The organism is Pseudomonas sp. BN607 (assembly GCF_029871175.1).
Lineage (GTDB): Bacteria > Pseudomonadota > Gammaproteobacteria > Pseudomonadales > Pseudomonadaceae > Aquipseudomonas.
Genome location: NZ_SSOE01000034.1, coordinates 100496 through 124510 on the forward strand (window position 1 = coordinate 100496; position 24015 = coordinate 124510).

A 24015-nucleotide genomic window follows, 5' to 3' on the forward strand; every position below is an offset into this window, starting at 1 on the left:
GTCCTGGCTACTTGTAGGTTGGGATATGCAGGGGCAATGATGGCTCTATGCTAGCAGCTCTTTTCCATTGCATGAGTGCCCTGCATCAACAAAGCGTTCTGAACGAATATTCAGTTGCTGACTGATTGGTCGCTTATGCGTAAGGCAGTGTCTGCTTTATAGTGCAGCCACACGGGCTTGCCGTGGCACCCTGGCGCAGGCCTGTGGTCCAAGCCTCTGAACCGTCGTGACTGATTAAGGACAAAGCCATGCTGGACTGGAAAAACCGCGAGGCCAAAGCCGAGCCCCGCGAGCGTGTCGACGGCCGCGGCGCTGCCGCCCGTAGCTACCTTGGCGGCCTTTGGAGCCGTGCCCTGGGGACCCTGATCGGGTTGTACTTGCTGGTGTGCATCGGCCTTGGCTGGTACTGGAGCCAGGAGCCTGCGCTGTTCCCGGTCCAGCAGAATGCCCAGGCCGCCGCCGAGCACGGCGGCCAGCAGATGGTGGTCGGCTATACCACCATCGAAACCCTCAAGACCGTGGCCGGTACCCTGTTGAACAAGCCGGGTGGCTACATCTCCAACGACCGCTTCCCGCCAGGCTTGTGGATGGACAACATGCCGAGCTGGGAATATGGGGTGCTGGTGCAGGTGCGTGACCTGTCCCGCGCCTTGCGCAAGGACTTCGCCCGTTCGCAGTCGCAGTCTACCGAAGACGCCGACCTGGCCAAGGCCGAGCCGCGCTTCAACTTCGACAACAAGAGCTGGATCCTGCCATCGAGCGAGTCGGAGTTCGAAGAGGGCATCAAGTCGCTGACCCGCTACCAGACCCGTCTGGCGGCCGGCGACAAGGGCGCGATCTTCTACACCCGTGCCGACAACCTGAACAACTGGCTGGGTGACGTCGCCACCCGCCTGGGTTCGCTGTCGCAGCGCCTTTCGGCCAGCGTTGGCCGGGTCAAGCTCAACACCACGCTGAAGACCGAGTCGGTGGTTGCCGGCCAGGCGCCGCAGGTGGACGAGGAGGTGGTGGAAACGCCGTGGTTGCAGATCGACAACGTGTTCTACGAAGCCCGTGGCCAGGCCTGGGCGCTGTCGCATCTGCTGCGTGCCATCGAGGTGGACTTTGCCGACGTGTTGGCGAAGAAAAACGCCACGGTCAGCGTGCGCCAGATCATCCGTGAGCTGGAAGCCTCGCAAGAGCCACTGTGGAGCCCGATGGTGCTGAACGGCAGCGGCTTCGGCATGTGGGCCAACCACTCGTTGGTCATGGCCAACTACATTTCCCGGGCCAACGCGGCAGTGATCGACCTGCGCCAGCTGCTTTCGCAGGGTTGATGATGGCGATCAGCCCGAACGAGGCCGCCCACCGGGCGGCTTCCGACCGTGAACTGGTCACCTGGGTAGACGAAGCCGATCAGGTACTGGGCGCCTTGCCCCGTGCCGAGTTGCGTGAGCGCGGCCTGATTGGCCGCTGCACGTTCATCCTGCTGTTCAACAGTGCCGGCGAGCTGTGTGTGCACCGACGTACCTTGAGCAAGGCGTTGTACCCAGGGTACTGGGATGTGGCGGCGGGCGGCATGGTCTCGGCCGGTGAGGCGTACACCGAGTCGGCGGCGCGTGAGCTGGCTGAGGAGCTGGGGATTGAAGGCGTAGAGCTGCGCTTTCATGAACGGTTCTACTTTGATCAGCCGGATAACCGCTTGTGGTGTGCGGTGTATTCGGCGGTTTCGGATGCGCCTTTGCGGTTGCAGCCGGAAGAGGTCAGCGAGGCGCGGTTTGTCAGCCTGGAGCTGGCTGAGAGCGAAAGCCTGACAAAACCCTATTGCCCGGACTCTTTGGCGGCGTTGCAGCGCTACAAGGCAAGCCTGGGATAACCCATAGTCGCAAAACATTCGCAAAATGCCGCAATCCTGTACTTAGCAATTGCCGCATTTATCGTTACACTGCGCGCCCTTTTCGGGCTGCCGCAAGTCTTGCAGCAGTAGCGCCGCCCCTGCCAGAGTGGGGCTTCGCGGTCGGCCTCATCCCCAAGGCACGACCAGTTTTTGTCCTCTGCACCGAGGAACAAAAGTGGCCAAGAAAGCTTCTTCCTTCGCCGCCCTTGGCGGTCTCGTTTACTCCACCGACGCCGGTCGGCATTGCCCCGACTGTGGCCAGCCGGTGGATGCCTGCACCTGCAAGCAGCAGGTCATCCCCGAAGGCGATGGCATTGCCCGTGTGCGCCGTGAAAGCAAAGGCCGCGGCGGCAAGACCGTGACGACTGTCACGGGTGTGCCGCTTGCGCTCGACCAGCTCAAGGAGCTGGCCACCACCCTCAAGCGCCGCTGTGGTACCGGCGGTGCGCTCAAGGATGGGGTCATCGAAATCCAGGGCGACCATGTCGAGCTGCTGATCGCCGAGCTGATCAAGCAGGGCTTCAAGGCGAAAAAGTCTGGCGGCTGATTCGCCCGCGCGCTTTTTTGCCCAGTGCTTTCTAAACTCGTTGCCGTGGTCGGGGTCTATTCCTGGCACGGACGAATCGTCATTTTTGGCTTTTACACTGCGCCCGCCTCCTTGTGGGGCAGTGTCTTCGACTTATCTATAGGGGACTTGAATGTCCGTACGACGCACACGCAAAGACGATGGTAGCCAATGGACCGTGGCCGACAGCCGCAGTGTTTATGGCATCCGCCATTGGGGCGCTGGTTATTTCGCCATCAATGAAGCCGGGCGCGTCGAAGTGCGCCCCAACGGCCCTGACAGCGCACCGATCGACCTGTACGAACAAGTCGACGAGTTGCGCCAGAGCGGCTTGTCGCTGCCCTTGCTGGTGCGCTTCCCTGACATTCTGCAGGACCGTGTACGCCAGCTGACCGGTGCCTTCGACGCCAACATCGCGCGCCTGGAGTACCAGAGCCAGTACACCGCGCTGTACCCGATCAAGGTCAACCAGCAAGAAGCGGTGGTGGAGAACATCATCGCCACGCAAAACGTGTCGATTGGCCTGGAAGCCGGCTCCAAGCCTGAGTTGCTGGCGGTGCTGGCATTGGCCCCGAAAGGCGGCACCATCGTCTGCAACGGCTACAAGGACCGCGAGTTCATCCGCCTGGCGCTGATGGGCCAGAAGCTCGGCCACAACGTATTCATCGTCATCGAGAAAGAGTCGGAAGTGGCTCTGGTGATTGAGGAAGCTGCCGAGCTCAAGGTGAAACCGCAGGTTGGCCTGCGTGTGCGCCTATCGTCGCTGGCGTCGAGCAAGTGGGCCGACACCGGTGGCGAGAAGTCCAAGTTCGGTTTGTCGGCTGCGCAGCTGCTTTCGGTGGTACAGCGCTTCCGCGATGCGGGCCTGGATCAGGGTATCCGCCTGCTGCACTTCCACATGGGCTCGCAGATTGCCAACCTGGCCGACTACCAGCACGGCTTCAAGGAAGCCATCCGTTACTACGGCGAGCTGCGTGCGCTGGGCCTGCCGGTGGACCACATCGACGTCGGTGGCGGCCTGGGCGTGGATTACGACGGTACCCATTCGCGCAATGCCAGCTCGATCAACTACGACATGGATGACTACGCCGGTGTGGTGGTGGGCATGCTCAAGGAGTTCTGCGACGCGCAGGGCCTGCCGCACCCGCACATCTTCTCGGAGAGTGGCCGTTCGCTGACTGCGCACCACGCCATGCTGGTGATCCAGGTGACCGACGTCGAGAAGCACAACGACGACGTGCCGACCATCGAAAACAAGGAAGCCTTGCCCGAAACCGTACAGTGGCTGGTCGACCTGCTTGGCCCGACCGATATCGAGATGGTCACCGAGACCTACTGGCGTGCCACCCACTACATGGGTGACGTGGCTGCGCAGTATGCCGATGGCAAGATCAGCCTGGGCGAGAAAGCCTTGGCCGAGCAGTGCTACTTTGCCGTCTGCCGCCGCCTGCACAACTCGCTGAAAGCCCGCCAGCGTTCGCACCGCCAGGTGCTGGACGAGCTGAACGACAAGCTGGCCGACAAGTACATCTGCAACTTCTCGGTATTCCAGAGCCTGCCGGACACCTGGGCCATCGGCCAGGTGCTGCCGATCATCCCGCTGCACCGCCTGGACGAAGAGCCGATGCGTCGTGCGGTCCTGCAGGACTTGACCTGCGATTCGGACGGCAAGATCAACCAGTATGTCGACGAGCAGAGCATCGAGACCAGCATGCCGGTGCATGCGGTGAAGGAAGGTGAGGACTACCTGCTGGGTGTGTTCCTGGTCGGCGCCTACCAGGAGATCCTCGGCGACATGCACAACCTGTTTGGTGACACCGACTCGGTGAACATCTACCAGAACGCCGACGGCAGCGTGTACCACGCCGGTATCGAGACCCACGACACCATCGAAGACATGCTGCGCTACGTGCACCTGTCGCCGGAGGAGTTGATGACGCATTACCGCGACAAGGTCGCCAGCGCCAAGATCACTGCGCGTGAGCGAACCCAGTATCTGGATGCCTTGCGCCTGGGCTTGACCCGGTCTTCTTACCTTTCCTCCTGAAATGCCAAGGGGCCGTTGCGCGGCCCCTTTGACTATCACTCTCGGTGAGCCGTCGCGGTGAGTTCGATTGTAATGGGCAATACTGCGCCACCCTCTTCGAGAAGAGTGGTACTCGAATAGCTGTAGACCTGCTCCTCAGTCCGCGCTGTTATTTTCAAACCCTCCACGTGCAGCACGGCGCCCGATTGTCGAGTGACCAGGAAAGGCGTCAGCCTTTCAAGGCCCTTCAAGACCAGATCATCGTGCTGTTGTTTTTCAGCCACAAAGTACAAGTAGGTCAGCGGCACTGTCGCCCCACCAGCATCGCTGAGCACCTCATAAATGGCACTCTGCTTACCAATTGGAGTTTCAGAAACAATCTTGGTCAACACAGGCCTTGCATCTCTGGAGAAGATCCATAGGGTTTGACCGAGGATAAGCAGAAGCAGGCAAGCAATCAGCCATCTAATACCCGTATGACTTGGCATATTCGATCCCTTTCTTTATCCATTCCTGATCCTCGGGGTCGTCGCCATAAGGGGAGCTGCCCCACCATGATCCAAATGCTGAATTACTGGTCCCCGCGCGGCTTTGTGCCCATCCCGCCCCCCTCAACAGGAATTCCTCCGAAAGGCCAGCAGCAGTTCCAGTTGCACCATAATTAAAATTACCTAAAGCCTCATATTGCCTTCCCTGTTGCTTGTAGTCCCACTCGCCTCGATTACGAACCTTCGAATAGAACCACGACACTAGAAAAGCACTGCCGCCATTTTTAAAGTAGTTACGCTCTTTGCTTGCAGCGTGCATGTTGCTAAGTACTGAGACACCTGATGGCGCGGGTGGAGGGTACATGATGGCTCCTTGCTCATAGGCCGTTGGTGTGAGCCCCCTCCATGGGATCTGCCTTTATCGGCCAGAGGCTTGGAAGCAGTCAATCGAGCATATCTTTCATCTTGTGTTTCCGGGGCCTCTGGCCCACTTGCCCTCCAGTTTTAGTTTCCATCCAACCCACCCCAATGTCACCGCCCGCAACCCCATGAACCCAAGAAACGCCAACCACAGCCCATGGTTGCCAAACCCACTCATGGCCACCGCCACCGGCAGCGCGATCAACACCGAAACCAGCATCGCATTGCGCATCTCCCGCGCCCGGGTCGCGCCGATGAACAGCCCGTCCAGCAAGTAACTCCACACCGCAATCAACGGCAGCAACGCCAGGTACGGCAAGTACGGATAAGCCGCTGCCCGCACACTGTCTATGTTGGTCTGCACGTCGATAAACAGATGCCCACCCAAGAGAAACGCCCCGGCAAACCCCACGCTGGTGATCAGTGACCAGCCACAAGCAACCACCAGCGAGCGGCGCAAGGTGTCGCGGTCTTGGGCACCAATGGCATGGCCGCACAAGGCCTCCACCGCATGTGCCAGCCCATCCAGCGCATAGGCCGTCAGCAGCAGGCCATTGAGCAACAGGGCGTTGGCCGCCACGGTCGCTTCGCCCAGGCGTGCGCCTTGCACCGTAATCAGCAAGAACACCAGCTGCAGCGCCAGGCTGCGCAGGAAAATATCGCGGTTGACTGACAGCAACGGTCGCCAAGCCTGCCAACGCTTGAGCACCGGCCACACGATCTGCCCGGGGTAAGCGCGCAGGGCCGGCCGGGTCAGGGCCAGCCCGAGCAGGGCGGCACTCCATTCGGCAATTACCGACGCCCGGGCCGACCCGAGCACGCCCCAGTCCAGGCCGAGGACAAACCACAGGTTCAAGATGATGTTCAGCAGGTTTGTGGTCAGCAGAATCGCCAGCGGTGCCCTGGCGTTTTGTGTGCCGAGGAACCACCCGACCAGCGCGTAGCTGGCCAATGCGGCAGGCAGGCCTAGCAGGCGGGTATGGAAAAAGTCTTCGGTGGATTGCTGCAGCGCGGCACTTGGCTGCATCGCGTGCAGCGCCAGTTGGCTGAAGGGAATCGCCAGCAGGCCGATCAGCAAGGCAAAGCCGACTGCCAGCAGCAGCCCCTGCACCAGCACCTGGCGCAACGCCGCACCGTCCCCACGGCCAGCGGCCTGGGCTGCGAAGCCGGTGGAGCCCATGCGCAGGAAGCCCATCAGGCCGACCATGAAAGTGAATAGCGTCGCGCCCACCGCCACGGCACCCAACTGGTGGGCGTGGGGGAGGTGGCCGATGACCGTGCTGTCGACCAGCGCTACCAACGGCACAGAGATGTTGGACAGGATCATCGGCGCGGCCAGCGCCCAGACTTTGTGGTGGGTGGGGCGATGGCGCCAGTCGGTGGTCAAAGAGGTCATTGGGCGTCCTTGGGATCTGGGGCTGCGCAGCGCCCCCAGCTTTTCTCAATGGGCCACAGTGTAACGGCCAGGCAACCAAATCGCGCGAACATGCGCGCAGCCAGCTATAGTTGCTGCCCTCAAGTACCCGCTGCCAAAGAGTTCCTACTCCATGTTCAACAAAGGATTGTTGCTGGCCTGCGCGCTGGCTTTGCTCAGTGCCTGTGACTCTTCAACGCCGGACAAACCGGCGCCTGCCGAGAAGCCTGCGGCCACTGTACCGGCCGAGACCCCGGCTGCCAAACGCGAAGACCCGGCGGTGCTCGCCAAGCGCTACGAAGGGCGCGAGCTCACAGTGCTGGATGTATCCGAAGTGCAACTGGACGGCGCCGCAACGCTGTCGATCAGTTTCTCCGCACCGCTGGATGCCAAGCAGGACTTGGCCAGCAAGGTCCACTTGGTCGATACGGTCAAAGGCAAGCTGGACGGCGCCTGGGAACTCTCTGATAACCAGATGGAGCTGCGCCTGCGCCACCTGGAGCCCCAGCGCAAGCTGGTGCTGACCGTCGACAAGGGCCTGCTCGCGGTCAACGGCAAGCAACTGGACAGCGAATCGGTCACCCGCCTGGAAACCCGCGACATGCAGCCGACCATCGGCTTTGCCAGCCGCGGCTCGCTGCTGCCCACGCGCCTGGCCGAAGGCCTGCCGGTGATCGCCCTGAATGTCGACAAAGTCGATGTCGAATTCTTCCGGGTCAAGCCGGACATGCTCTCGAGCTTCCTGGCCAGCTGGGGACGTAACAGCAGCCTGTACTACTACCAGTCCAAGGAAACCCTGGACATGGCCGAGCTGGTCTATAGCGGCCGCTTTGACCTCAACCCGGCGCGCAACACCCGCGAGACCGTGCTGCTGCCGATCGCTGGCATCAAGCCGCTGCAGGAGCCTGGCGTGTACCTGGCCGTGATGCGTGCCTCGGGCACCTACGACTACTCGCAGCCGGCAACCCTGTTCACCCTCAGCGACATTGGTGTTTCCGCGCACCGCTACCGCGACCGGCTCGACGTGTTCGCCCAGGCGCTGGAAGGCGGCAAGGCCATGAACGGCGTCAACCTGGAAATCCATGACGACAAAGGCAAGCTGCTGGCCCAGGCCACTACCGATGGCAAGGGCCACGCCCAACTGCCGATCACGCCCAAGGCCGACACCCTGATCGCCACCCAGGGCGTGCACACCACCCTGCTGCGCCTGAACACCGCGGCACTGGACCTGGCCGAATTCGACATCACCGGGCCGCAGGCCAACCCGCTTCAGTTCTTCATCTTTGGCCCGCGCGACCTGTATCGCCCGGGTGAGACAGTGCTGCTCAACGGCCTGCTGCGCGACCAGGACGGCAAGCCCGTCAAGGCCCAGCCAGTGAACGTGGAAGTGCGCCGCCCAGATGAGCAGGTCAGCCGCAAGTTCGTCTGGGAAGCCGACGCCAATGGCCTGTTCCAGTACCAGTTGCAGCTGGCCACAGAAGCCCCGACGGGTCGCTGGCAGCTCTTGCTCGACCTTGGCGGCGGGCGCAAGCAGGTCTATGAGTTCCTCGTCGAAGACTTCCTTCCAGAGCGCCTGGCGCTGGAACTCAAGGGCAGTAGCAAGCCCCTGTCGCCGGATGAGAATGCCCGTATCCAGGTCAATGGCCGGTACTTGTACGGTGCCCCGGCTGCGGGCAACCGCCTGAGTGGCCAGGCTTATGTGCGCCCGCTGCGTGAGGCCGTAGCGGCGTTGCCGGGCTACCAGTTTGGCTCGGTTACCGAAACCGAACTGAATCAGGACCTGGAACTGGACGAAGTCACCCTCGACCAGGCCGGCAAGGCAGTGGTCGATATCGAAAGCCGTTGGGCCGAGGTCCGTTCGCCGTTGCAACTGACCGTGCAGGCCAGCTTGCAGGAGTCCGGCGGCCGGCCGATCACCCGCCGGCTGGAGCAGCCGATCTGGCCCGCCGAGCGCCTGCCTGGCCTGCGTGGCCTGTTCGATGGCGAGGAAACCGACAGTGACGGGCCGGTGGAATTCGAGTTCCTGGTGGCCGACCGTGACGGCAACAAGCTGGCGGCCAACGACCTCAAGGTACGGCTGGTGCGCGAGCGCCGTGACTACTACTGGAACTACTCGCAGAGCGATGGCTGGAGCTACGCCTACAACGAGAAGTTCCTGACCCAAAGCGAGGAAACCGTCAGCGTCAAGGCCGGGTCCACGGCCAAGCTGAGCTTCCAGGTCGAGTGGGGCCCTTACCGCGTCGAGGTGGAAGACCCGCAGACCGGCCTGGTGTCCAGCCAGCGCTTCTGGGCCGGCTACCGCGCCCAGGACAATGCCGAAGGTGGTGCGGTGCGCCCGGACCAGGTCAAGCTGGCGCTGGACAAGCCATCCTACGCCGACGGCGCCACGGCCAAGGTGACCGTCACCCCGCCGGCCGCTGGCAGCGGCTACCTGATGATCGAGTCCAGCGAGGGCCCGCTGTGGTGGCAGGAGATCGACGTGCCTGCCGAGGGTAAGAGCTTCGATGTGCAGCTGGACAAGGCCTGGGCTCGCCACGACCTGTACATCAGCGCACTGGTGATCCGCCCCGGTGAACGCAAGGCCAATGCCACGCCCAAGCGGTCGGTAGGGGTACTGCACCTGCCGCTGGATCGCAGCGACCGCAAGCTGGCCGTGAGCCTGCAAGCACCCGATAAAATGCGCCCCAAACAGCCTTTGACCGTGAAGGTGAAAGCCGCCAATGCCGATGGCAGCGTGCCCAAACAGGTGCATGTGCTGTTCTCGGCGGTGGACGTGGGCATCCTCAACATCACCGATTTCAAAACCCCCGATCCGTTCACCAGCCTGTTCGGGCGCAAGGCTTACGGTGCTGACCAGCTGGACATCTACGGCCAGCTGATCGAAGCAGGGCAGGGCCGCCTGGCCAGCCTGGCGTTCGGCGGTGACGCAGCGATGGCCAAGGGGGGCAAACGGCCCAACACCACGGTGACCATCGTCGCCCAGCAGAGCTTGCCGGTTACCCTGGATGACAAGGGGGAAGGCCAGGCCACGGTCGACATCCCTGACTTCAACGGCGAGCTGCGGTTGATGGCCCAGGCCTGGACCGAGGAGCACTTCGGCATGGCCGAAGGCAAGACGGTGGTCGCCGCGCCGCTGATTGCCGAGCTCTCGGCGCCGCGCTTCCTGGCCGGTGGCGACCGCACCAGCCTGGCACTGGACCTGGCCAACCTGTCGGGCCGCGCCCAGCAACTGAACGTTGAAGTCACCACCGAAGGGCAATTGAGCCTGGCTGCCGGCGCTGTGCAGAACGTTGCCCTGGCTGAAGGCCAGCGCTCGACGCTGATGATTCCGGTGCAGGCCCAGGGGGGACTGGGGCAGGGCAAGGTGCACGTGCGTGTCAGCGGCCTGGTGTTGCCCGACGAGCCGACCCCTGCGTTCGAGCGCGAGTGGACGCTGGGCGTGCGCCCGGCCTACCCGGCCATGCTCAAGCACTACCGCGTGGCCTTGAAGGACCAGCCATGGACACTGCCCGACGCAGACCTGGCAGCCTTCGAACCTGCTGGCCTGGAAGCCAGCCTGGCGTTGTCGAGCCGGCCACCGTTGAACCTGGCCGAGCAGATCCGTGCGTTGGAGGCTTACCCTTACGGTTGCCTGGAGCAAACCACCAGTGGCCTTTATCCGTCGTTGTATGCCGATGCCGACAGCCTCAAGCGCCTGGGCATCAAGGGCGAGCCGGCGGATGTGCGCAAGCGCAAGATCGAAATGGGTATCGAACACCTGCTGGGCATGCAACGCTACAACGGCAGCTTTGGCCTGTGGAGTTCGGACAGTGAAGAAGAGTTCTGGCTGACCGCCTACGTCACCGACTTCCTGTTGCGTGCCCGTGACCAGGGTTATGGCGTGCCGGCCGACGCATTGAAGAGTGCCAGTGAGCGCCTGCTGCGCTACCTGCAGGAGCGCAACCTGATCGAAGTCGACTACAGCGACAATGCCGATCACACCCGCTTTGCCGTGCAAGCCTATGCGGCGTTGGTGCTGTCGCGCAGCCAGCAGGCGCCGCTTGGGGCCTTGCGTGGTCTGTTCGACCGCCGCGCCGATGCCCGCTCCGGCCTGCCATTGGTGCAACTGGCGGTGGCGCTGGACAAGATGGGCGACAAACCGCGTGCCGAGCAAGCCTTGCAGGCGGGCCTGGGCATCAGCCGTGGCAAAGGCTGGATGGCTGACTATGGCAGTGCCCTGCGTGACCAGGCGCTGATCCTGGCGCTGCTGCAGGAAAGCAACCTGGCCAGCAGCCAAGTCGACCAGCGCTTGTTCGCCTTGTCGGATGAGCTGGCGGCCAATCGCTGGCTGTCGACCCAGGAGCGTAACGCCCTGTTCCTCGCCGGCCGTGGCCTGCTGGGCAAGCCAGAAGGCAAGTGGCAGGCGCGCCTGGACAGTGCTGGCGAAGTGCGCGAGCTCAATAACGCCGAGGCGGGCATGAAGCTTGAGGGCCCGTTGCTGGCTTCACCGCTGAGCGTCCAGAACCAAGGCAGCGAGACGCTCTATCAGCAGCTGACCTTGTCCGGTTACCCGCGCCAGGCACCTGCGGCAGCCGGCAATGGCATGCAGATTCGTCGCGAATACCTGGGCATGAATGGTCAGCCGCTGGACCTGCACAACCTGCGCAGTGGCGACCTGGTGCTGGTACACCTTGCGCTCAAGGCCGATGACCGTGTGCCGGATGCGTTGGTGGTGGACTTGCTGCCGGCCGGCCTGGAGCTGGAAAACCAGAACCTGGCGCAGAGTGCAGCCAGCCTGAGCAACGCCAGCAGTGCGGTGAAGGAGTGGCGCGAGTCGATGCAGAATGCCAGCGTGGTGCATCAGGAGTACCGTGATGACCGTTATGTTGCCGCGCTCAAGCTTGACGGCTATGGCACCACCCACCTGCTGTACCTGGCGCGAGCAGTGACCCCGGGCACCTACCGCGTGCCGCCGCCGCAGGTCGAGTCGATGTACCGGCCGAACCTGCAGGCCGTGGGGGATGGGCAAGGGGAGATGACCGTAAAGGCCCGCTAGAGGCCCGCTCTATGCGGACACTGTGGGATCGGCCTTGCGTAGCGACAGGGCGGCACAGCAGCCCCAGGGTTTCAGCTTCGCCGCTTGAATTGTCGGGGCCGCTGTGCGGCCCTATCGCGACGCAAGGCCGCTCCCACAATGACCGCGCAGATCAGTGGATCACCCAGCTCATCACCCACAGCCCCAGCACCAGCCAGATGATGCCGAGGATGATCGAGGCGCGCATGAATGCGCGGATTGCCGAGTACAGCAGCATCAGGCCGATGATCAGGGCCAGGATGCTCAGCAGCGAGGTGTCCATGCCCAAGGTGCGCGATAGGCCGTCGATGAAGTTGCCACCGGCATTGGCCAGCAGGTTGAACAGCCCGCTCAATGCGTCGACGATGAAGCGGATCAACGACCCCAGTGCCTGGCCCAGCCACTCGAAAAAACCTTCTACATGCATAGTTGCTTCCTGATGAAAAAATCGGCGAGGTTGTCGTCCCAAAGCCTTTGGCCATTACCTGGCCTGGTCGGTTCCCGATGCCAAGCTTAGCGCGACCACGGTGCCGTGCGGGCAGGTTGTTGCGTGCCACGCTGATCAGTCTGCTGGTGCTCGGCAGCCTGTTCTGGCTGGCTGATCGTGTCTGGCCGCTGCCGCTGCCGGGTGATGACCTGGCCCGGGTAGTGCTGGCCGAAGACGGCACGCCCCTGTGGCGCTTTGCCGATGCTGATGGCGTGTGGCGCTACCCCGTAAGCCCTGAAGAGGTTTCGCCGCTTTACCTGCAGGCGTTGCTGACTTATGAGGACCGTTGGTTCTACAACCACCCAGGGGTGAACCCGCTGGCACTGGTCCGCGCGGCCTGGCTGAACCTGCGCGGCGGGCGTGTGGTGTCGGGCGGTAGCACGCTGTCGATGCAGGTAGCCCGTCTGCTCGATCCACATGACCGCACCCTGGCCGGCAAATTGCGCCAGTTGTGGCGCACGGCGCAGCTGGAATGGCATTTGTCCAAGCGCGAGATCCTGCAAATCTACCTGGACCGCGCACCTTTCGGCGGCACGCTTCAGGGCGTGGCGGCAGCCAGCTGGGCGTACCTGGGCAAGTCTCCCCTGCACCTGACACCTGCCGAAGCGGCCCTGCTGGCCGTGCTGCCCCAGGCACCCAGCCGGCTGCGCCCGGACCGCCACCCCGAGCGTGCCCAGCGTGCCCGGGACAAGGTGCTGCAGCGCCTGGCTGAATACCAGGTATGGCCGGCCCAGCAAATTCGCGAGGCGGCCGAGGAGCCGCTGGTATTGGCGCCACGCCAGGAACCGGCCCTGGCGCCATTGTTGGCCCGGCGCCTGAACAGCGCTGACAGCCCGCCGCTGATCCGTACCACGCTTGACGCTGCGCTTCAGCGGCGCCTCGAAGACTTGCTGCTGGGCTGGCGCGCACGGCTGCCGGAGCGTACCTCGGCCGCCATTCTGGTGGTCGAAGCGCAGAGCATGGCGGTGCGGGCGTACCTGGGCTCGATCGATTTGTCTGATGAGCGCCGCTTTGGCCATGTCGACATGGTGCGCTCGTTACGTTCGCCCGGCTCCACCCTCAAGCCGTTTCTTTACGGCATGGCGCTGGACGATGGTCTGATCCATTCCGAATCGCTGTTGCAGGATGTTCCACGACGCTATGGCGACTATCGCCCTGGCAACTTCTCCATGGGTTTCAGCGGGCCGGTGTCGGCCAGTTCGGCGCTGGCCCTGTCGCTCAACTTGCCGGCGGTGCAGCTGCTGGAGGCCTATGGCCCGAAACGCTTTGCCGCGCAGCTGCGCATGGCGGGTATGCCGCTGATACTGCCGCCCTTGGCCGAGCCCAACCTGTCGCTGATCCTCGGCGGAGCCGGCAGCCGTCTGGAAGACCTGGTCGGCGGCTACGCGGCACTGGCACGGAGCGGCAGCAGCGCACAGGTGCGCTTGCAGCCGCAGGATCCGCTGATTGAGCGGCGCCTGTTGTCGCCAGGTGCGGCGTGGATCATCCGCCGCATCCTCAGTGGCCAGGCGCGCCCCGACCGCGACCCGCATGCCGAGCTGGTGCAGCGGCCGCAATTGGCCTGGAAGACCGGTACCAGCTATGGCTTTCGGGACGCCTGGTCGATTGGCGTAGGCCCTCGCTATCTGATCGGCGTATGGATTGGCCGCCCCGACGGCACCCCGGTGCCCGGGCAGTTCGGCCTGGCCTCGGCTGCACCGCTGATGCTGCAGGTACACGACCTGTTGAGCAACCGCGACAGCCAGCGTGGTATCAGCGTGCCGGTGGAGCGGGTGCCGGCAAACGTCGGCGTGGCGGCGGTCTGTTGGCCGTTGGGCCAGCCAATGAACAAGCAGGACCCAAATTGTCGGCGCCAGCGCTTTGCCTGGACCCTGGACGGTACCACGCCCCCAACCTTGCAGGCTGCCGACCAGCCATTGGGGCTGGGGCTGCGCGAACGTGCATGGGTCAACGACCGGGGGCTGCGCGTGGATGGCAGCTGCCCAGGTGCCAAGGAGCGCGAGATAGCCCTGTGGCCCGCACCGCTGGAGCCTTGGCTGCCCCGCGTCGAGCGGCGCGCAGCGCGCCTGCCGGCCATTGACCCGGCCTGCCCCCCGCAGGTGCTGGCCAGCGCGCCACCGCTGTCGATCGTCGGCGTGCGCCCAGGCGACAATTTGCGTCGGCCGGCCACCAGCCGCGAGCCTTTGCAATTGCATGTGTCGGCCTTGGGCGGCGGCGGCCGACGCTGGTGGTTCCTCAATGGGCAGCCGCTGGGCGAAACCCAAGGGCAGGACAGCCTGCTGTTGCGTTTGCCGCAGGTCGGCCAGGCCGAACTCAGCGCGCTGGACGAAAGCGGCGAGACGGCGCGGGTTGCGTTCCAGGTCAGCGAGTAGGCGTTAGACGGCGGCCCGGCAAGCACCTACGCTTGCAAGGGACGGGTGTGGCCGGCTGTTGCCCCGCAACCCATGGGAACATGGAGCGCCCTATGCGTCGTCTGGCCGTGCCCCTTCTGTTGCTGCCCTGGGCGCTTGCGGCCCAGGCCGGGCCGTTGCCGGGCGTTCTCGACGGCCACGAATACGAACGGCGCCTGCCCGGCGCCAACTTGCCTGTAGACGCCTATCGCCCACTCAGTCCCAACCTGCGGTTGAGCGGTGGGAGTCGCGGCGTTTCTGTCGGGTTGCCCGACGAGACCCGGCTGGTGCTGCAGAAAGTACGCTTCGAGGGCGGTACGGTATTCCCCCTGAGTGAGCTGCGCGAGCACTACCAACCCCTGATCGGGCACCAGACCACGCTGGGTGAGCTGCGTCAATACACCGAGCGCCTCAGCCAACGCTACCGGCAGGCGGGCTACCTGCTGTCGTATGCGTACCTTCCGCCCCAGGACGTGGCCGACGGCCGGGTCAACGTGGTGTTGGTCGAAGGTTATATCAGTGAGTACCGGGTGGACGGCGATCTCGGCCCTGCCAGCGAGTACCTGGAGCAGTTACTGGCACGCCTTGAGGTTGAGCGGCCACTGACCTGGGATACGCTGCAGCACTACCTTGGCCTGGCTGCGCGTGTGCCAGGTGTTACGGTGGATGCCGAAGTGGCCATGGCGCAGGCCGCTGATGGCGCCGCCCAGCTTACCCTGCAGGCGCGGCGTAAACCGTTCAGCGCCGCCGTGAGCATGACTGACTCCAGCCGTGACGCTGCACAGGCGTTAATAACGGTCACAAGCAATGCACAGACCCGCCATGCTGAACAACTTGCGGCCAGCGTGCTGGTGCCCCCTGGGGACGACCAGGTTCATTACCAGCGCCTGGATTACAGCCAGTACCTCGACGCTGCCGGTAGCCAACTGTTGCTGTCGGCCTCGCGCTACCAGAGCGAGCCCGGCACACGCATCCGCTTGGATGATGGCAGTGACATCACTCGCAAGCGCGACAGCGAGCGCTATGCCATCGGCCTGCGCCAGCCGGTGATCGCAAGGCCCGACGAGTGGCTGGCGGTACAAGGGCACTTGTATTCGGTCAGCGAGCACGATGAAGATCACCCGGCGAGTCGAGAGTACGACACTTACGTGCGCGCGCTGGCGTTCGAAGGTGAGTGGCGCAGGTTGGAACAGGGGCGTTTGCGTATCGTCAATGCCGGGGTGTTTCAGGGCGTGGATTACCTGGGGGCGCGCAGCGATGCCGACTATGACATGGATTTCTTGCGGCTGCGGCTTGCTGGCTTGCAGAGCGACACGCTGCTCGATAATTGGCAGGGGGTGGCATCTGGGGCGTTGTACTGGAGTGATGATCGCTTGCCTGACAGTGAGCGGGCCGGGTTTGGCGGGCAGAATTTCGGGCGTGGCTACCCGGGTGACCAAGCGGACGGGGACAAAGGTTGGGGTGTGGCTTACGAGGTGAACTACACCCGGCGTGGTGGCCGGCTGGCGCTGGTGCAGCCCTATGCGGTAGTGGATACGGCGCAAGCCTGGCATAACCGCGGGCCGGTGAAGGATGCCCACCTGGCGTCGGCAGCGCTCGGTGTGCGCTTGGGGGATGGGCGCATGTTCAATGTGGCGCTGGAGCTGGCCAAGCCGCTGGCGGATGTGGCCTTGGACAGTCCTGACCGTGGGCCAAGGCTGACCCTCAGTATTGCTGTTGGGATGTAGGGGGGCGATGGGCTGCCTGGCAGCCCTGGCATCTTTCAGTGAGTGGTAAAGCGCTGATGCAACGGCGAGGTGCTGGGTGTCAGCGCCAGCGCCAACTGGGTCCGGTTATGCATATGCGTCAACCGCAACACCTGCGACACATACAACTTCACGGTATTTTCGGTAATGCCCAGTTCACAGGCGATCTGGTAATTGGTCTTGCCCTTGCTCACCAGGCGCGCCACTTCCAGCTGTCGGGGCGACAGCTTCTCGAATGCCGCCGGCAGTTCGCTTTCACTCTCTTCGACGTCTGAAGCTCGCCGATGAGTACCCTGGCCCCGGGCTTTTTCCAGGTCCTGGTACAGCTCGTCCACTGATTCAGCCAGCTCCTGCAAGCGCTGGTTAAGCCCCCCCAGGTCACGGAAGTTGCGCTGGCGTTCCAGCAATGCCTCTTCCTGCCGGCGTACGCCTTCAAGCAACTCCGCAAGGTCCATCGGTTTCTGGTAGTAGTCGGCAAAGCCCTCGCGAAGCGCGCGGATCACGTCCTGTTTCTCGGCGCGCCCGGTCAACATGATGGCTTCGAACATGCGCTGGCTGCCGTCGATCACCTTCAAGGCACGTACCAACTCGATGCCATCCCGTTCTGGCATATGCAGGTCACAGATGATCAGACCAATGGCCGGGTCTGCCACGTAGCGCTCGATGGCTTCGTCAGTGGAGTGGGCGGATACGCAGGCGTAGCCCTTGGTTTCGAGGAATTCACATAGTTGTTCGACAATGACCGCCTGGTCATCGACCACTAACACCTTCACTTCACTCACTGGTCTGGACACGATCAACTCCCTGTTCGAATGCGGCCCTGCTCCCGGGCTAGACGCTCTGGCAGTTTAAAGGTAGTCGCATGCGGCGATTCTGTACAAGGTATGTACAAGGAATACGACAGCAGGAGGGCTCATTGGATCCATACGGCTGTCAGAAGAAAGCCCGTCAGTACATAGGGGACGAACGCCTGCTTGTCGCCCATTTCCTCGGTCAGGGCCTGCAAACGCTTCTTTACCTTGGGGTTCAGCAGTAGCCACAGGCGTCGGCGGGCCAGCAGCCACACCAGCACACTGACCCCGGCACCGATGAACGTGCCAAGCACGTATTGCGGGCTAGTGGCCAGGGCCAGGGCGCCCATCAGCTTGACGTCGTCGGCACCAAAGCGGCCGAGCATGTAGCCGGGCAGGGTCAGCAGCATGACGATGGCCAGCGCCCAGCCGGCATCGCTGGCATCGGCGCCAATCCAGCTACGACCGGTGGCGAACAGCCAGACCAGGGCGCAGGTGGCCACGCCCATGGTCAGCATGTTGGAGATCTGGCGTTGACGCACATCCTGTTCGGAGCACAAGGCAAGCCACAGCAGGAGAACAATGCTTTGCATCGGCAGGTCGCCTTTCCCAAAGTTGAACACTTCTACCCGGTCAGTCAGGTTTCCTTAACTGAAGATAGACGGGAACGCGCGGGGGAGTGCGGCGGGAGGGGCAAAAAGGCGTGCTAGAAATGGATTTTGTCGTTCCTGACACTGGGGCCGCGAGGCGGCCCCAGATTTCTTGGCTATTTCTTGCTCCCCGGCGGATAGTTGCCCAGCACCTTGGCCACGGTGTTGCGAATGGCGCTGTTACGCTCTTCAGGGCTTGGCGGGTAGTTGTTCATGATTTGCTCGGCACTGCCGCGCCACACCAGCTTGCCGTCGCGCCCGTCGAACATGTCAATCTGGATAGTGGCGACCTTGTAGTCGACGCTGCGGGTTTCGTTATACATCGGGCCACCCCAGTAGCCGCCCCAATATCCACCCCAGCCACCGCCATAGTTGGTGGTGATCTGTTGCTGGCGCTGTTCGACGATCAGGTACGTACGGACGCTGAGGTCAGGCCGCGCGCCGCCTTGGACCGGGCGCAGGCCGCGCTGGTCGAGCTGGTCGGCAACCGCCTGGCGAATACGTTGCTCGGTGAGGTCGCTCTTGATCCGCGGGTCGTCCGGGCGGTACTGCAGGCCCGGTTCCTGCCATCCCCAGCTGCGGTAGGCGGCAAAATCGCGGCTGGCGTCGAAATCCTGCTGGACGTTATTGCTGGAGCAGGCAGCGAGCATTAACGCGAATGACAGTAGAACGAGACGACGCAACATGGTGGTTCTCCGTTAGCGATTAACTGGGAGGATAGCCGCTGAGCGCCTTGTGCACAGAGTCACGCAAGGCACTTTCGCGTTCGCGTGGCGAGTCCTTGTCGCTGCCGCTTTCGGCGCTGGCGCTCCACACCGGCTGGCCGCTGCGGGCGTCGTACAGGTCGATCCGCACGACCATTACCTCCACCTGGTAGGTCCGCACGACAGGCACACTGGCATAGGCGCCGTAGCCGTTGCGGTAACCGCCATAGCCAACGCCTCCGTAGGGGTAGGGGCCGTAATAGGGGTCATAGGTGTCGTAGTCACGCACCTGGCGCAAGCGCTTCTCCAGGCGCATGTCCGCGCTCACCAGCAAGTCGCCAGGGCCACCGCGAGCGGGGCGCAGGCCATGCTGATCGAGTACGCCGCTGACAGCATCGGCCAACTGCGCGGGGTCGGCGTTGGCCGAGCCAGTGGGCAATTGGTCGTTGCGCCAGCTCCAGCTGCGGTAATGCCCGTAGTCACGCGCAGGTGCCGGGTAGGCACTGGCGTCGAACGTGTTGGCCGCCTGGGCAGGGGCGGGTGGTAGCGGGCGGCTGCTGGCCACATACGGGTTGCTGCCCTGGCAGCCAGCCAGGGCAAACGGCAGCAAGGCCAGGTACAACAGGCGGTACGACATGTGTTCCTCCCGGCGGGCGGGTCAACGGGGGCGACAAACCCAGTGCAGGTAACGGCCAAGCCCGGCGAAGCTCGGGTGTCGGCGGTAGGCCAGTTCCATTTCCAGCAGGTCGAGCAACTCGGCCTTGCCCTGGAACTCCTTGGGCATGTAGTCATGGAAAACCCGCACGCCGCTTTCGCTTTCAATCTGCCACAGAGCTTCAAGTTGCGCCTTGAGCTGGCGTGGATCAAGTGGTTTCTGCGGGGTAAGGCTCTGCTTTTCACCTTCCAGCCGGTTGCTGCGCAACTTGCGGAAATGGCCTTTGAGCAGGTTGCGGTAGACCAGGGCGTCGCGGTTGTAGAAGGCCAGCGACAACCAGCCATCCGGGGCGGTGAGTTGGTGCAACACGGGCAGGATGCTCTCGGGTTCGGCCAGCCATTCGAGCACGGCGTGGCACAGCACCAGGTCGTAGGGTTCGGTCAACTGGCCGAGCAGGTCTTGCCAGGGCGCCTGGATGAAAGTGGCCGCCTGGCCGGCTTCGGCAAAGCGCGCCCGTGCGCCGTCGAGCATGGGGGCTGCGGGTTCGGCCAGGGTCAGCTGGTGACCGCGCTGGGCCAGCCACAGGGCCATGTGGCCTAAACCGGCACCAATGTCGAGGATGCGCAGCGGGCGGTCTGGCAGTGCTTCGGCCAGGTCGGCCTGTAGCACGGCCAGGCGGATCGCACCTTTGGCGCCGCCATAGATCTTTTCGGCAAAGCGAGTGGCCAGCTCATCGAAATGACGGTCGTTCATCGGGCGAAGCGCCTCTCGCTGTCGGCCAGTTTGGCGCGCACCACCTGGTCCATGTCCAGGCCCAGTTCGCTGCACAGCAGCAACAGGTAGAGCACGACATCACCGACTTCCTGGCCGGCGTGGGCCAGTTTGTCGGCGGGCAGCTGGCGCGATTGGTCTTCGCTCAGCCACTGGAAGATTTCCACCAGCTCGGCCATTTCGACGCTGGCGGCCATGGCGAGGTTTTTCGGACTGTGAAAGCCGCGCCAGTCGTTGTTATCGCGGATCTGGTGCAGGCGTTGGGTGAGTTCTTGCAGGTTCATCGGGATCTCCTAATGCTGCATAGCTTCTGCCCAGGCCCGATGCAAAGCAAGCGCGTACCGCAAGGACTTGCACGCTCCTACACGGGCCGCCACTGTCCTGACATATGCAGTATCTCCCCATGGCCATCCAGCCGCAGATTTCCTGCAGGCCCCGCCTCACTGGCACTGAGCACCACCTCCGATGGCAACCTTACCGGCTTGCGGAAATCCACCTCAATGGCATAGCCACTGTGTGGTAGATGCCCGCGCAACGCGGCGAGCGTCATGGCCTTGGTCCACATGCCATGGGCAATGGCCGTAGGGAAACCGAACAACCGCGCACTGACTGCGCTGAGGTGAATAGGGTTGTAGTCCCCGCAAACCCTGGCATAACGCCGGCCAATATCACTGTCGGCGTACCAGCGGGTGGCTTCTGGCAGGGATTCAGGGTCATCAGCGACAAGCTCACCGGCCGTGCCATCCAGCTTCAGGCCACGCACCAGCATGCGGCTGGTTTCGCGCCAGAGCACGCCAATGGCGTCTTCAGCCTCGGTTACCAGATCGAAAGTGCCACCCTTGGCATGCGGTTGCAGGTTGTGTGCATACACCGCAAAGCGCAGCCCCTCGATTGCACCCAGTGGGCGCTGCACTTCGATGCAGTTGTGCAGGTGCACCAGGCCGAGCAGCGGAAAGGGGAAGTCGGGTGCCGTCATCAATTGCAACTGCAGGGTAAACGCCATGACATGGGGATAAGTGCCCGGCAGGCGGCCATCGTCGGGGAAGTGGCAGAGCCGGCGATAGGCTGCCAGGTTGTCTGGCTGAACCCGGATATAACAGCGCAGGCCATGGTCCGGCAGGCGGTCGCCGCTGATCTTGCGCTTGCTGGCCGCACGCAGGTACAGGCTGGCCCGGTCCGCCGGGGTGTGCAGGTCGTGCCATTGTCGGCTCATGTTCAGGCCCCCATCAGTGCCTGGCCGCAGACCCGCAGCACTTGGCCGTTGACCGCACCGGAGCCCGGCTGGCTGAGCCAGGCGATGGCCTCGGCGACGTCCTGCGGGCGGCCGCCCTGGCCCAGCGAACTCAGGCGCCGCCCGGCCTCGCGCAGGCCCATCGGCATTGCCGCCGTCATGTGGGTTTCGATAAACCCGGGGGCCACGGCGTTGATGCTGCCACCGCGCTCGGCAAGCCGTGGTGCCCAGGCCTGGGCAAGGCCAATCAGCCCGGCCTTGCTCGCGGCATAGTTGGCCTGCCCGCGGTTGCCAGCGATGCCACTGACCGAGGCCAGCAGGCTGATACGTGCGTTTTCCCCAAGTGCGCCGCTGTCATATAGCGCCTGGGTCAGCACCTGCGGTGCCTTGAGGTTCACCGCCAGCACTGCGTCCCAGTATTCCGGGGTCATGTTGGCCAGGGTCTTGTCGCGGGTGATGCCGGCGTTATGCACGACGATGTCGATGCCATCCGGCAGGGCGGCGAGGAGTTGGGTGGCTGCATCACTTGCGCAGATGTCCAGCGCCAGCGCCTTGCCGCCAAGGCGCGCGGCGAGGGCGTCGAGGTCTTGGCTGGCCTGGGGCACGTCGAGTAGCAGTACGTCGGCGCCATCACGCGCCAGCGTTTCCGCAATGGCGGCGCCAATACCGCGTGCGGCGCCGGTCACCAGTGCGCGGCGGCCACCCAGTGGCCGGGTCCAGTCCTCGACCTGGCTGGCACAGGCCTCCAGGCGCAGGACCTGGCCAGAGATGAACGCGCTTTTGGGCGAAAGGAAGAAGCGCAGCGCGCCTTCCAGTTGATCTTCTGCGCCAGGGCCGACATACAGCAACTGGGCGGTTGCGCCATTGCGCAACTCTTTGGCCAGCGAGCGGCTGAAGCCCTCCAGCGCGCGCTGAGCGATGCTGGCCAGTGGGTCGTCAAGGCTTTCCGGGGCGCGGCCTAGCAGCACTACATGGGCGCACGGGGCCAGGCTGCGCAGCAGCGGCTGGAAAAACTCCCGCAACTGCTTCAATGCATCGCTGTCGGAAAGATGACTGGCATCGAACACCACGGCGTTGAGCTTCGGACCAAGGCCCGCCACCCAGGCTTCAGCGTGCAGATTATCAGTATTGAAGCTGTAGACCTCGTCGGTCAGGCACGGGGCTATGGCTTCGACCTGGCCCGCCAGAGGCCCCCCACCCAGCACCAGGGCACCCTGTACCGGGCGCAGGCGGCCAGCCTGCCAACGCTCCAGCGGCGCGGGGCGTGGCAGGCCAAGGGCATCCACGAAACGGCGGCCGAGGTTGGAGTTGGCAAAGCCGAGGTAGCGATCGCTCATGAGTGGGTCTCCCGGAAGGCAAGCTTGAAAGTGTGGACCAACTTTGTGGCAAGGTCGTTCGGATGCGGTAAAAACACCTAGGCTGTACGGTTCAAATTGTTTCAGGAGGAGCATGCACATGCGTTCACTTCGCCGGGTCGCGATCCTGGGCGGCAACCGAATTCCCTTCGCCCGTTCCAACGGTGCCTACGCCACGGCCAGCAATCAGGCGATGCTCACCGCCGCCCTCGAAGGGCTGGTCGAGCGCTACCGCCTGCATGGGCTGCGGCTTGGCGAAGTGGTGGCGGGCGCAGTGCTCAAACAGTCGCGTGACATGAACCTGACCCGTGAGTGCGTGCTGGGTTCGCGCCTGGCGCCGCAGACGCCGGCGTATGACATCCAGCAAGCCTGTGGCACCGGCCTGGAGGCGGCGCTGCTGGTGGCCAACAAGATTGCCCTCGGGCAGATCGACAGCGGTATCGCCGGCGGCGTGGACACCACCTCCGATGCACCGATTGCGGTCAACGAAGGCCTGCGTCATATCCTGCTGCAGGCCAACCGTGGCAAAAGCCTGGGCGAGCGGCTGAAACCCTTGCTGCAGTTGCGCCCGCATCACTTGAAACCCGAGTTGCCGCGCAACGGCGAGCCGCGCACAGGGCTGTCGATGGGCGAGCACTGCGAGCGCATGGCCCAGGCCTGGCGGATTGGCCGTGCCGAGCAGGACGAACTGGCGTTGCACAGTCATCAGCAGCTGGCTGCCGCGTATGCCGAGGGTTGGCAGGATGACCTGCTGACGCCGTTCTTGTCGCTGACCCGCGATAACAACCTGCGCCCAGACCTGACCCTCGACCAGCTGGCCAGGCTCACGCCAGCCTTCGACCGCAGCGGCCAGGGCACGTTGACGGCGGGCAACTCCACGCCGCTGACCGATGGTGCGTCGCTGGTGCTGCTGGGCAGCGAGGAATGGGCCACGCAGCAGGGTTTGCAGGTGCTGGCCTACCTGGTCGACGGTGAGACCGCAGCGGTGGATTTCGTCACCGGCCGCGAGGGGCTGTTGATGGCACCGGTGTATGCGGTACCCCGTTTGCTGGCGCGCAATGGTCTGACGCTGCAAGACTTTGACTATTACGAAATCCACGAGGCCTTTGCAGCCCAGGTGCTGTGCACCCTCAAGGCTTGGGAGGATGCCGATTACTGCCGGGACCGCTTGGGGCTGGCTGCACCACTTGGGGCGATCGACCGGCGCAAGCTCAACGTCAAGGGCAGCTCGTTGGCAGCCGGGCACCCGTTTGCTGCGACCGGTGGGCGAATACTGGCCCACCTGGCGAAGTTGCTGGCAACGGCGGGGAAGGGGCGAGGGCTGATTTCAATTTGTGCGGCGGGTGGGCAGGGGGTGACCGTTATCGTCGAGCGATGATTTCCTGTGAGTACCG

20 protein-coding genes are annotated in these 24015 nt (G+C 63.7%); 8 read left to right on the plus strand and 12 right to left on the minus strand.

Translation table 11 applies throughout. From position 1 onward, the window contains the following. Nucleotides 1-248: 248 nt before the first annotated feature. From E8E68_RS09915 to speA, 4 genes are all read left to right on the plus strand, one after another. On the plus strand, nt 249-1316 hold the full coding sequence (locus tag E8E68_RS09915) for a DUF2333 family protein (protein ID WP_110748513.1): 1068 nt from the start codon (nt 249-251) through the stop codon (nt 1314-1316). A gap of 2 nt (nt 1317-1318) precedes the next feature. After that, nucleotides 1319-1855 carry an NUDIX hydrolase gene (locus E8E68_RS09920; protein WP_110748510.1) on the plus strand — a complete coding sequence of 179 codons (537 nt, stop codon included), beginning with the start codon at nt 1319-1321 and terminating at the stop codon, nt 1853-1855. Nucleotides 1856-2051: 196 nt separating this feature from the next. Beyond that, entirely contained in the window at nt 2052-2423 is a 372-nt protein-coding gene (locus tag E8E68_RS09925; RefSeq protein ID WP_103445820.1) for a translation initiation factor Sui1, read from the plus strand. A 151-nt stretch (nt 2424-2574) separates the two neighbouring features. Beyond that, nucleotides 2575-4488, plus strand: a complete 1914-nt coding sequence (gene speA, locus E8E68_RS09930) for an arginine decarboxylase (RefSeq protein WP_110748506.1) — start codon at nt 2575-2577, stop codon at nt 4486-4488. Between the two features lie 35 nt (nt 4489-4523). On the opposite strand, the gene E8E68_RS09935 is transcribed toward speA, so the two are convergent. From E8E68_RS09935 to E8E68_RS09945, 3 genes are all read right to left on the minus strand, one after another. After that, nucleotides 4524-4955 (minus strand): hypothetical protein, encoded by a 432-nt coding sequence (locus tag E8E68_RS09935; RefSeq protein ID WP_266032009.1) that lies wholly within the window; start codon nt 4953-4955, stop codon nt 4524-4526. Then, complete coding sequence (locus E8E68_RS09940) at nt 4933-5319, minus strand: polymorphic toxin type 44 domain-containing protein (RefSeq protein ID WP_172402827.1); 387 nt, start codon at nt 5317-5319, stop codon at nt 4933-4935. The genes E8E68_RS09935 and E8E68_RS09940 overlap by 23 nt, the downstream gene beginning before the upstream one ends. A gap of 96 nt (nt 5320-5415) precedes the next feature. Then, complete coding sequence (locus E8E68_RS09945) at nt 5416-6771, minus strand: MATE family efflux transporter (RefSeq protein WP_266032007.1); 1356 nt, start codon at nt 6769-6771, stop codon at nt 5416-5418. Nucleotides 6772-6922: 151 nt separating this feature from the next. Between E8E68_RS09945 and E8E68_RS09950 the strand changes: the two genes are divergently transcribed. Continuing rightward, a complete protein-coding gene (locus tag E8E68_RS09950) occupies nt 6923-11824 on the plus strand; it encodes an alpha-2-macroglobulin (RefSeq protein ID WP_280340930.1) in 4902 nt (1633 codons plus the stop codon). A gap of 151 nt (nt 11825-11975) precedes the next feature. On the opposite strand, the gene E8E68_RS09955 is transcribed toward E8E68_RS09950, so the two are convergent. Beyond that, nucleotides 11976-12269 carry a hypothetical protein gene (locus E8E68_RS09955; protein WP_004577004.1) on the minus strand — a complete coding sequence of 98 codons (294 nt, stop codon included), beginning with the start codon at nt 12267-12269 and terminating at the stop codon, nt 11976-11978. Between the two features lie 77 nt (nt 12270-12346). On the opposite strand from E8E68_RS09955, the gene pbpC reads away from it, so the two are divergent. Both pbpC and E8E68_RS09965 read left to right on the plus strand, forming a co-directional pair. Beyond that, complete coding sequence (pbpC, locus tag E8E68_RS09960; RefSeq protein ID WP_280340936.1) at nt 12347-14701, plus strand: peptidoglycan glycosyltransferase PbpC; 2355 nt, start codon at nt 12347-12349, stop codon at nt 14699-14701. 92 nt (nt 14702-14793) lie between these two features. Beyond that, nucleotides 14794-16446 (plus strand): POTRA domain-containing protein, encoded by a 1653-nt coding sequence (locus tag E8E68_RS09965; protein WP_280340939.1) that lies wholly within the window; start codon nt 14794-14796, stop codon nt 16444-16446. 35 nt (nt 16447-16481) lie between these two features. Here the strand turns inward: E8E68_RS09965 and E8E68_RS09970 are convergent, their stop codons facing one another. From E8E68_RS09970 to E8E68_RS10005, 8 genes are all read right to left on the minus strand, one after another. Continuing rightward, a complete protein-coding gene (locus E8E68_RS09970) occupies nt 16482-17258 on the minus strand; it encodes a response regulator transcription factor (protein ID WP_266032003.1) in 777 nt (258 codons plus the stop codon). 119 nt (nt 17259-17377) lie between these two features. Beyond that, nucleotides 17378-17848 carry an A24 family peptidase gene (locus tag E8E68_RS09975; protein ID WP_266032002.1) on the minus strand — a complete coding sequence of 157 codons (471 nt, stop codon included), beginning with the start codon at nt 17846-17848 and terminating at the stop codon, nt 17378-17380. A gap of 173 nt (nt 17849-18021) precedes the next feature. Then, on the minus strand, nt 18022-18591 hold the full coding sequence (locus E8E68_RS09980) for a DUF4136 domain-containing protein (protein WP_280340944.1): 570 nt from the start codon (nt 18589-18591) through the stop codon (nt 18022-18024). A 19-nt stretch (nt 18592-18610) separates the two neighbouring features. Next, a complete protein-coding gene (locus E8E68_RS09985) occupies nt 18611-19246 on the minus strand; it encodes a DUF4136 domain-containing protein (RefSeq protein WP_266032000.1) in 636 nt (211 codons plus the stop codon). Between the two features lie 21 nt (nt 19247-19267). Further along, a complete protein-coding gene (locus E8E68_RS09990; RefSeq protein WP_266031999.1) occupies nt 19268-20017 on the minus strand; it encodes a methyltransferase domain-containing protein in 750 nt (249 codons plus the stop codon). Beyond that, complete coding sequence (locus tag E8E68_RS09995; RefSeq protein ID WP_019470373.1) at nt 20014-20319, minus strand: MazG-like family protein; 306 nt, start codon at nt 20317-20319, stop codon at nt 20014-20016. The genes E8E68_RS09990 and E8E68_RS09995 overlap by 4 nt, the downstream gene beginning before the upstream one ends. Nucleotides 20320-20396: 77 nt before the next feature. Continuing rightward, the gene (locus E8E68_RS10000) at nt 20397-21248 is read right to left on the minus strand and encodes a MaoC/PaaZ C-terminal domain-containing protein (protein ID WP_266031998.1); all 852 of its coding nucleotides are present in this window, start codon (nt 21246-21248) and stop codon (nt 20397-20399) included. A 2-nt stretch (nt 21249-21250) separates the two neighbouring features. Further along, complete coding sequence (locus E8E68_RS10005; protein WP_266031997.1) at nt 21251-22603, minus strand: 3-oxoacyl-ACP reductase; 1353 nt, start codon at nt 22601-22603, stop codon at nt 21251-21253. Nucleotides 22604-22721: 118 nt separating this feature from the next. Here E8E68_RS10005 and E8E68_RS10010 point away from each other — a divergent pair, with 118 nt between their 5' ends. Then, on the plus strand, nt 22722-23999 hold the full coding sequence (locus E8E68_RS10010; protein ID WP_280340949.1) for an acetyl-CoA C-acetyltransferase: 1278 nt from the start codon (nt 22722-22724) through the stop codon (nt 23997-23999). Nucleotides 24000-24015 lie beyond the last annotated feature (16 nt).

Coding starts and splice junctions, on each gene's coding strand:
- E8E68_RS09915 (WP_110748513.1), top strand. CDS start 249: ATGCTGGACTGGAAAAACCGCGAGGCCAAAGCCGAGCCCCGCGAGCGT.
- E8E68_RS09920 (WP_110748510.1), top strand. CDS start 1,319: ATGGCGATCAGCCCGAACGAGGCCGCCCACCGGGCGGCTTCCGACCGT.
- speA (WP_110748506.1), top strand. CDS start 2,575: ATGTCCGTACGACGCACACGCAAAGACGATGGTAGCCAATGGACCGTG.
- E8E68_RS09935 (WP_266032009.1), bottom strand. CDS start 4,955: ATGCCAAGTCATACGGGTATTAGATGGCTGATTGCTTGCCTGCTTCTG.
- E8E68_RS09940 (WP_172402827.1), bottom strand. CDS start 5,319: ATGTACCCTCCACCCGCGCCATCAGGTGTCTCAGTACTTAGCAACATG.
- E8E68_RS09945 (WP_266032007.1), bottom strand. CDS start 6,771: ATGACCTCTTTGACCACCGACTGGCGCCATCGCCCCACCCACCACAAA.
- E8E68_RS09950 (WP_280340930.1), top strand. CDS start 6,923: ATGTTCAACAAAGGATTGTTGCTGGCCTGCGCGCTGGCTTTGCTCAGT.
- E8E68_RS09955 (WP_004577004.1), bottom strand. CDS start 12,269: ATGCATGTAGAAGGTTTTTTCGAGTGGCTGGGCCAGGCACTGGGGTCG.
- pbpC (WP_280340936.1), top strand. CDS start 12,347: ATGCCAAGCTTAGCGCGACCACGGTGCCGTGCGGGCAGGTTGTTGCGT.
- E8E68_RS09965 (WP_280340939.1), top strand. CDS start 14,794: ATGCGTCGTCTGGCCGTGCCCCTTCTGTTGCTGCCCTGGGCGCTTGCG.
- E8E68_RS09975 (WP_266032002.1), bottom strand. CDS start 17,848: ATGCAAAGCATTGTTCTCCTGCTGTGGCTTGCCTTGTGCTCCGAACAG.
- E8E68_RS09980 (WP_280340944.1), bottom strand. CDS start 18,591: ATGTTGCGTCGTCTCGTTCTACTGTCATTCGCGTTAATGCTCGCTGCC.
- E8E68_RS09985 (WP_266032000.1), bottom strand. CDS start 19,246: ATGTCGTACCGCCTGTTGTACCTGGCCTTGCTGCCGTTTGCCCTGGCT.
- E8E68_RS09990 (WP_266031999.1), bottom strand. CDS start 20,017: ATGAACGACCGTCATTTCGATGAGCTGGCCACTCGCTTTGCCGAAAAG.
- E8E68_RS09995 (WP_019470373.1), bottom strand. CDS start 20,319: ATGAACCTGCAAGAACTCACCCAACGCCTGCACCAGATCCGCGATAAC.
- E8E68_RS10000 (WP_266031998.1), bottom strand. CDS start 21,248: ATGAGCCGACAATGGCACGACCTGCACACCCCGGCGGACCGGGCCAGC.
- E8E68_RS10005 (WP_266031997.1), bottom strand. CDS start 22,603: ATGAGCGATCGCTACCTCGGCTTTGCCAACTCCAACCTCGGCCGCCGT.
- E8E68_RS10010 (WP_280340949.1), top strand. CDS start 22,722: ATGCGTTCACTTCGCCGGGTCGCGATCCTGGGCGGCAACCGAATTCCC.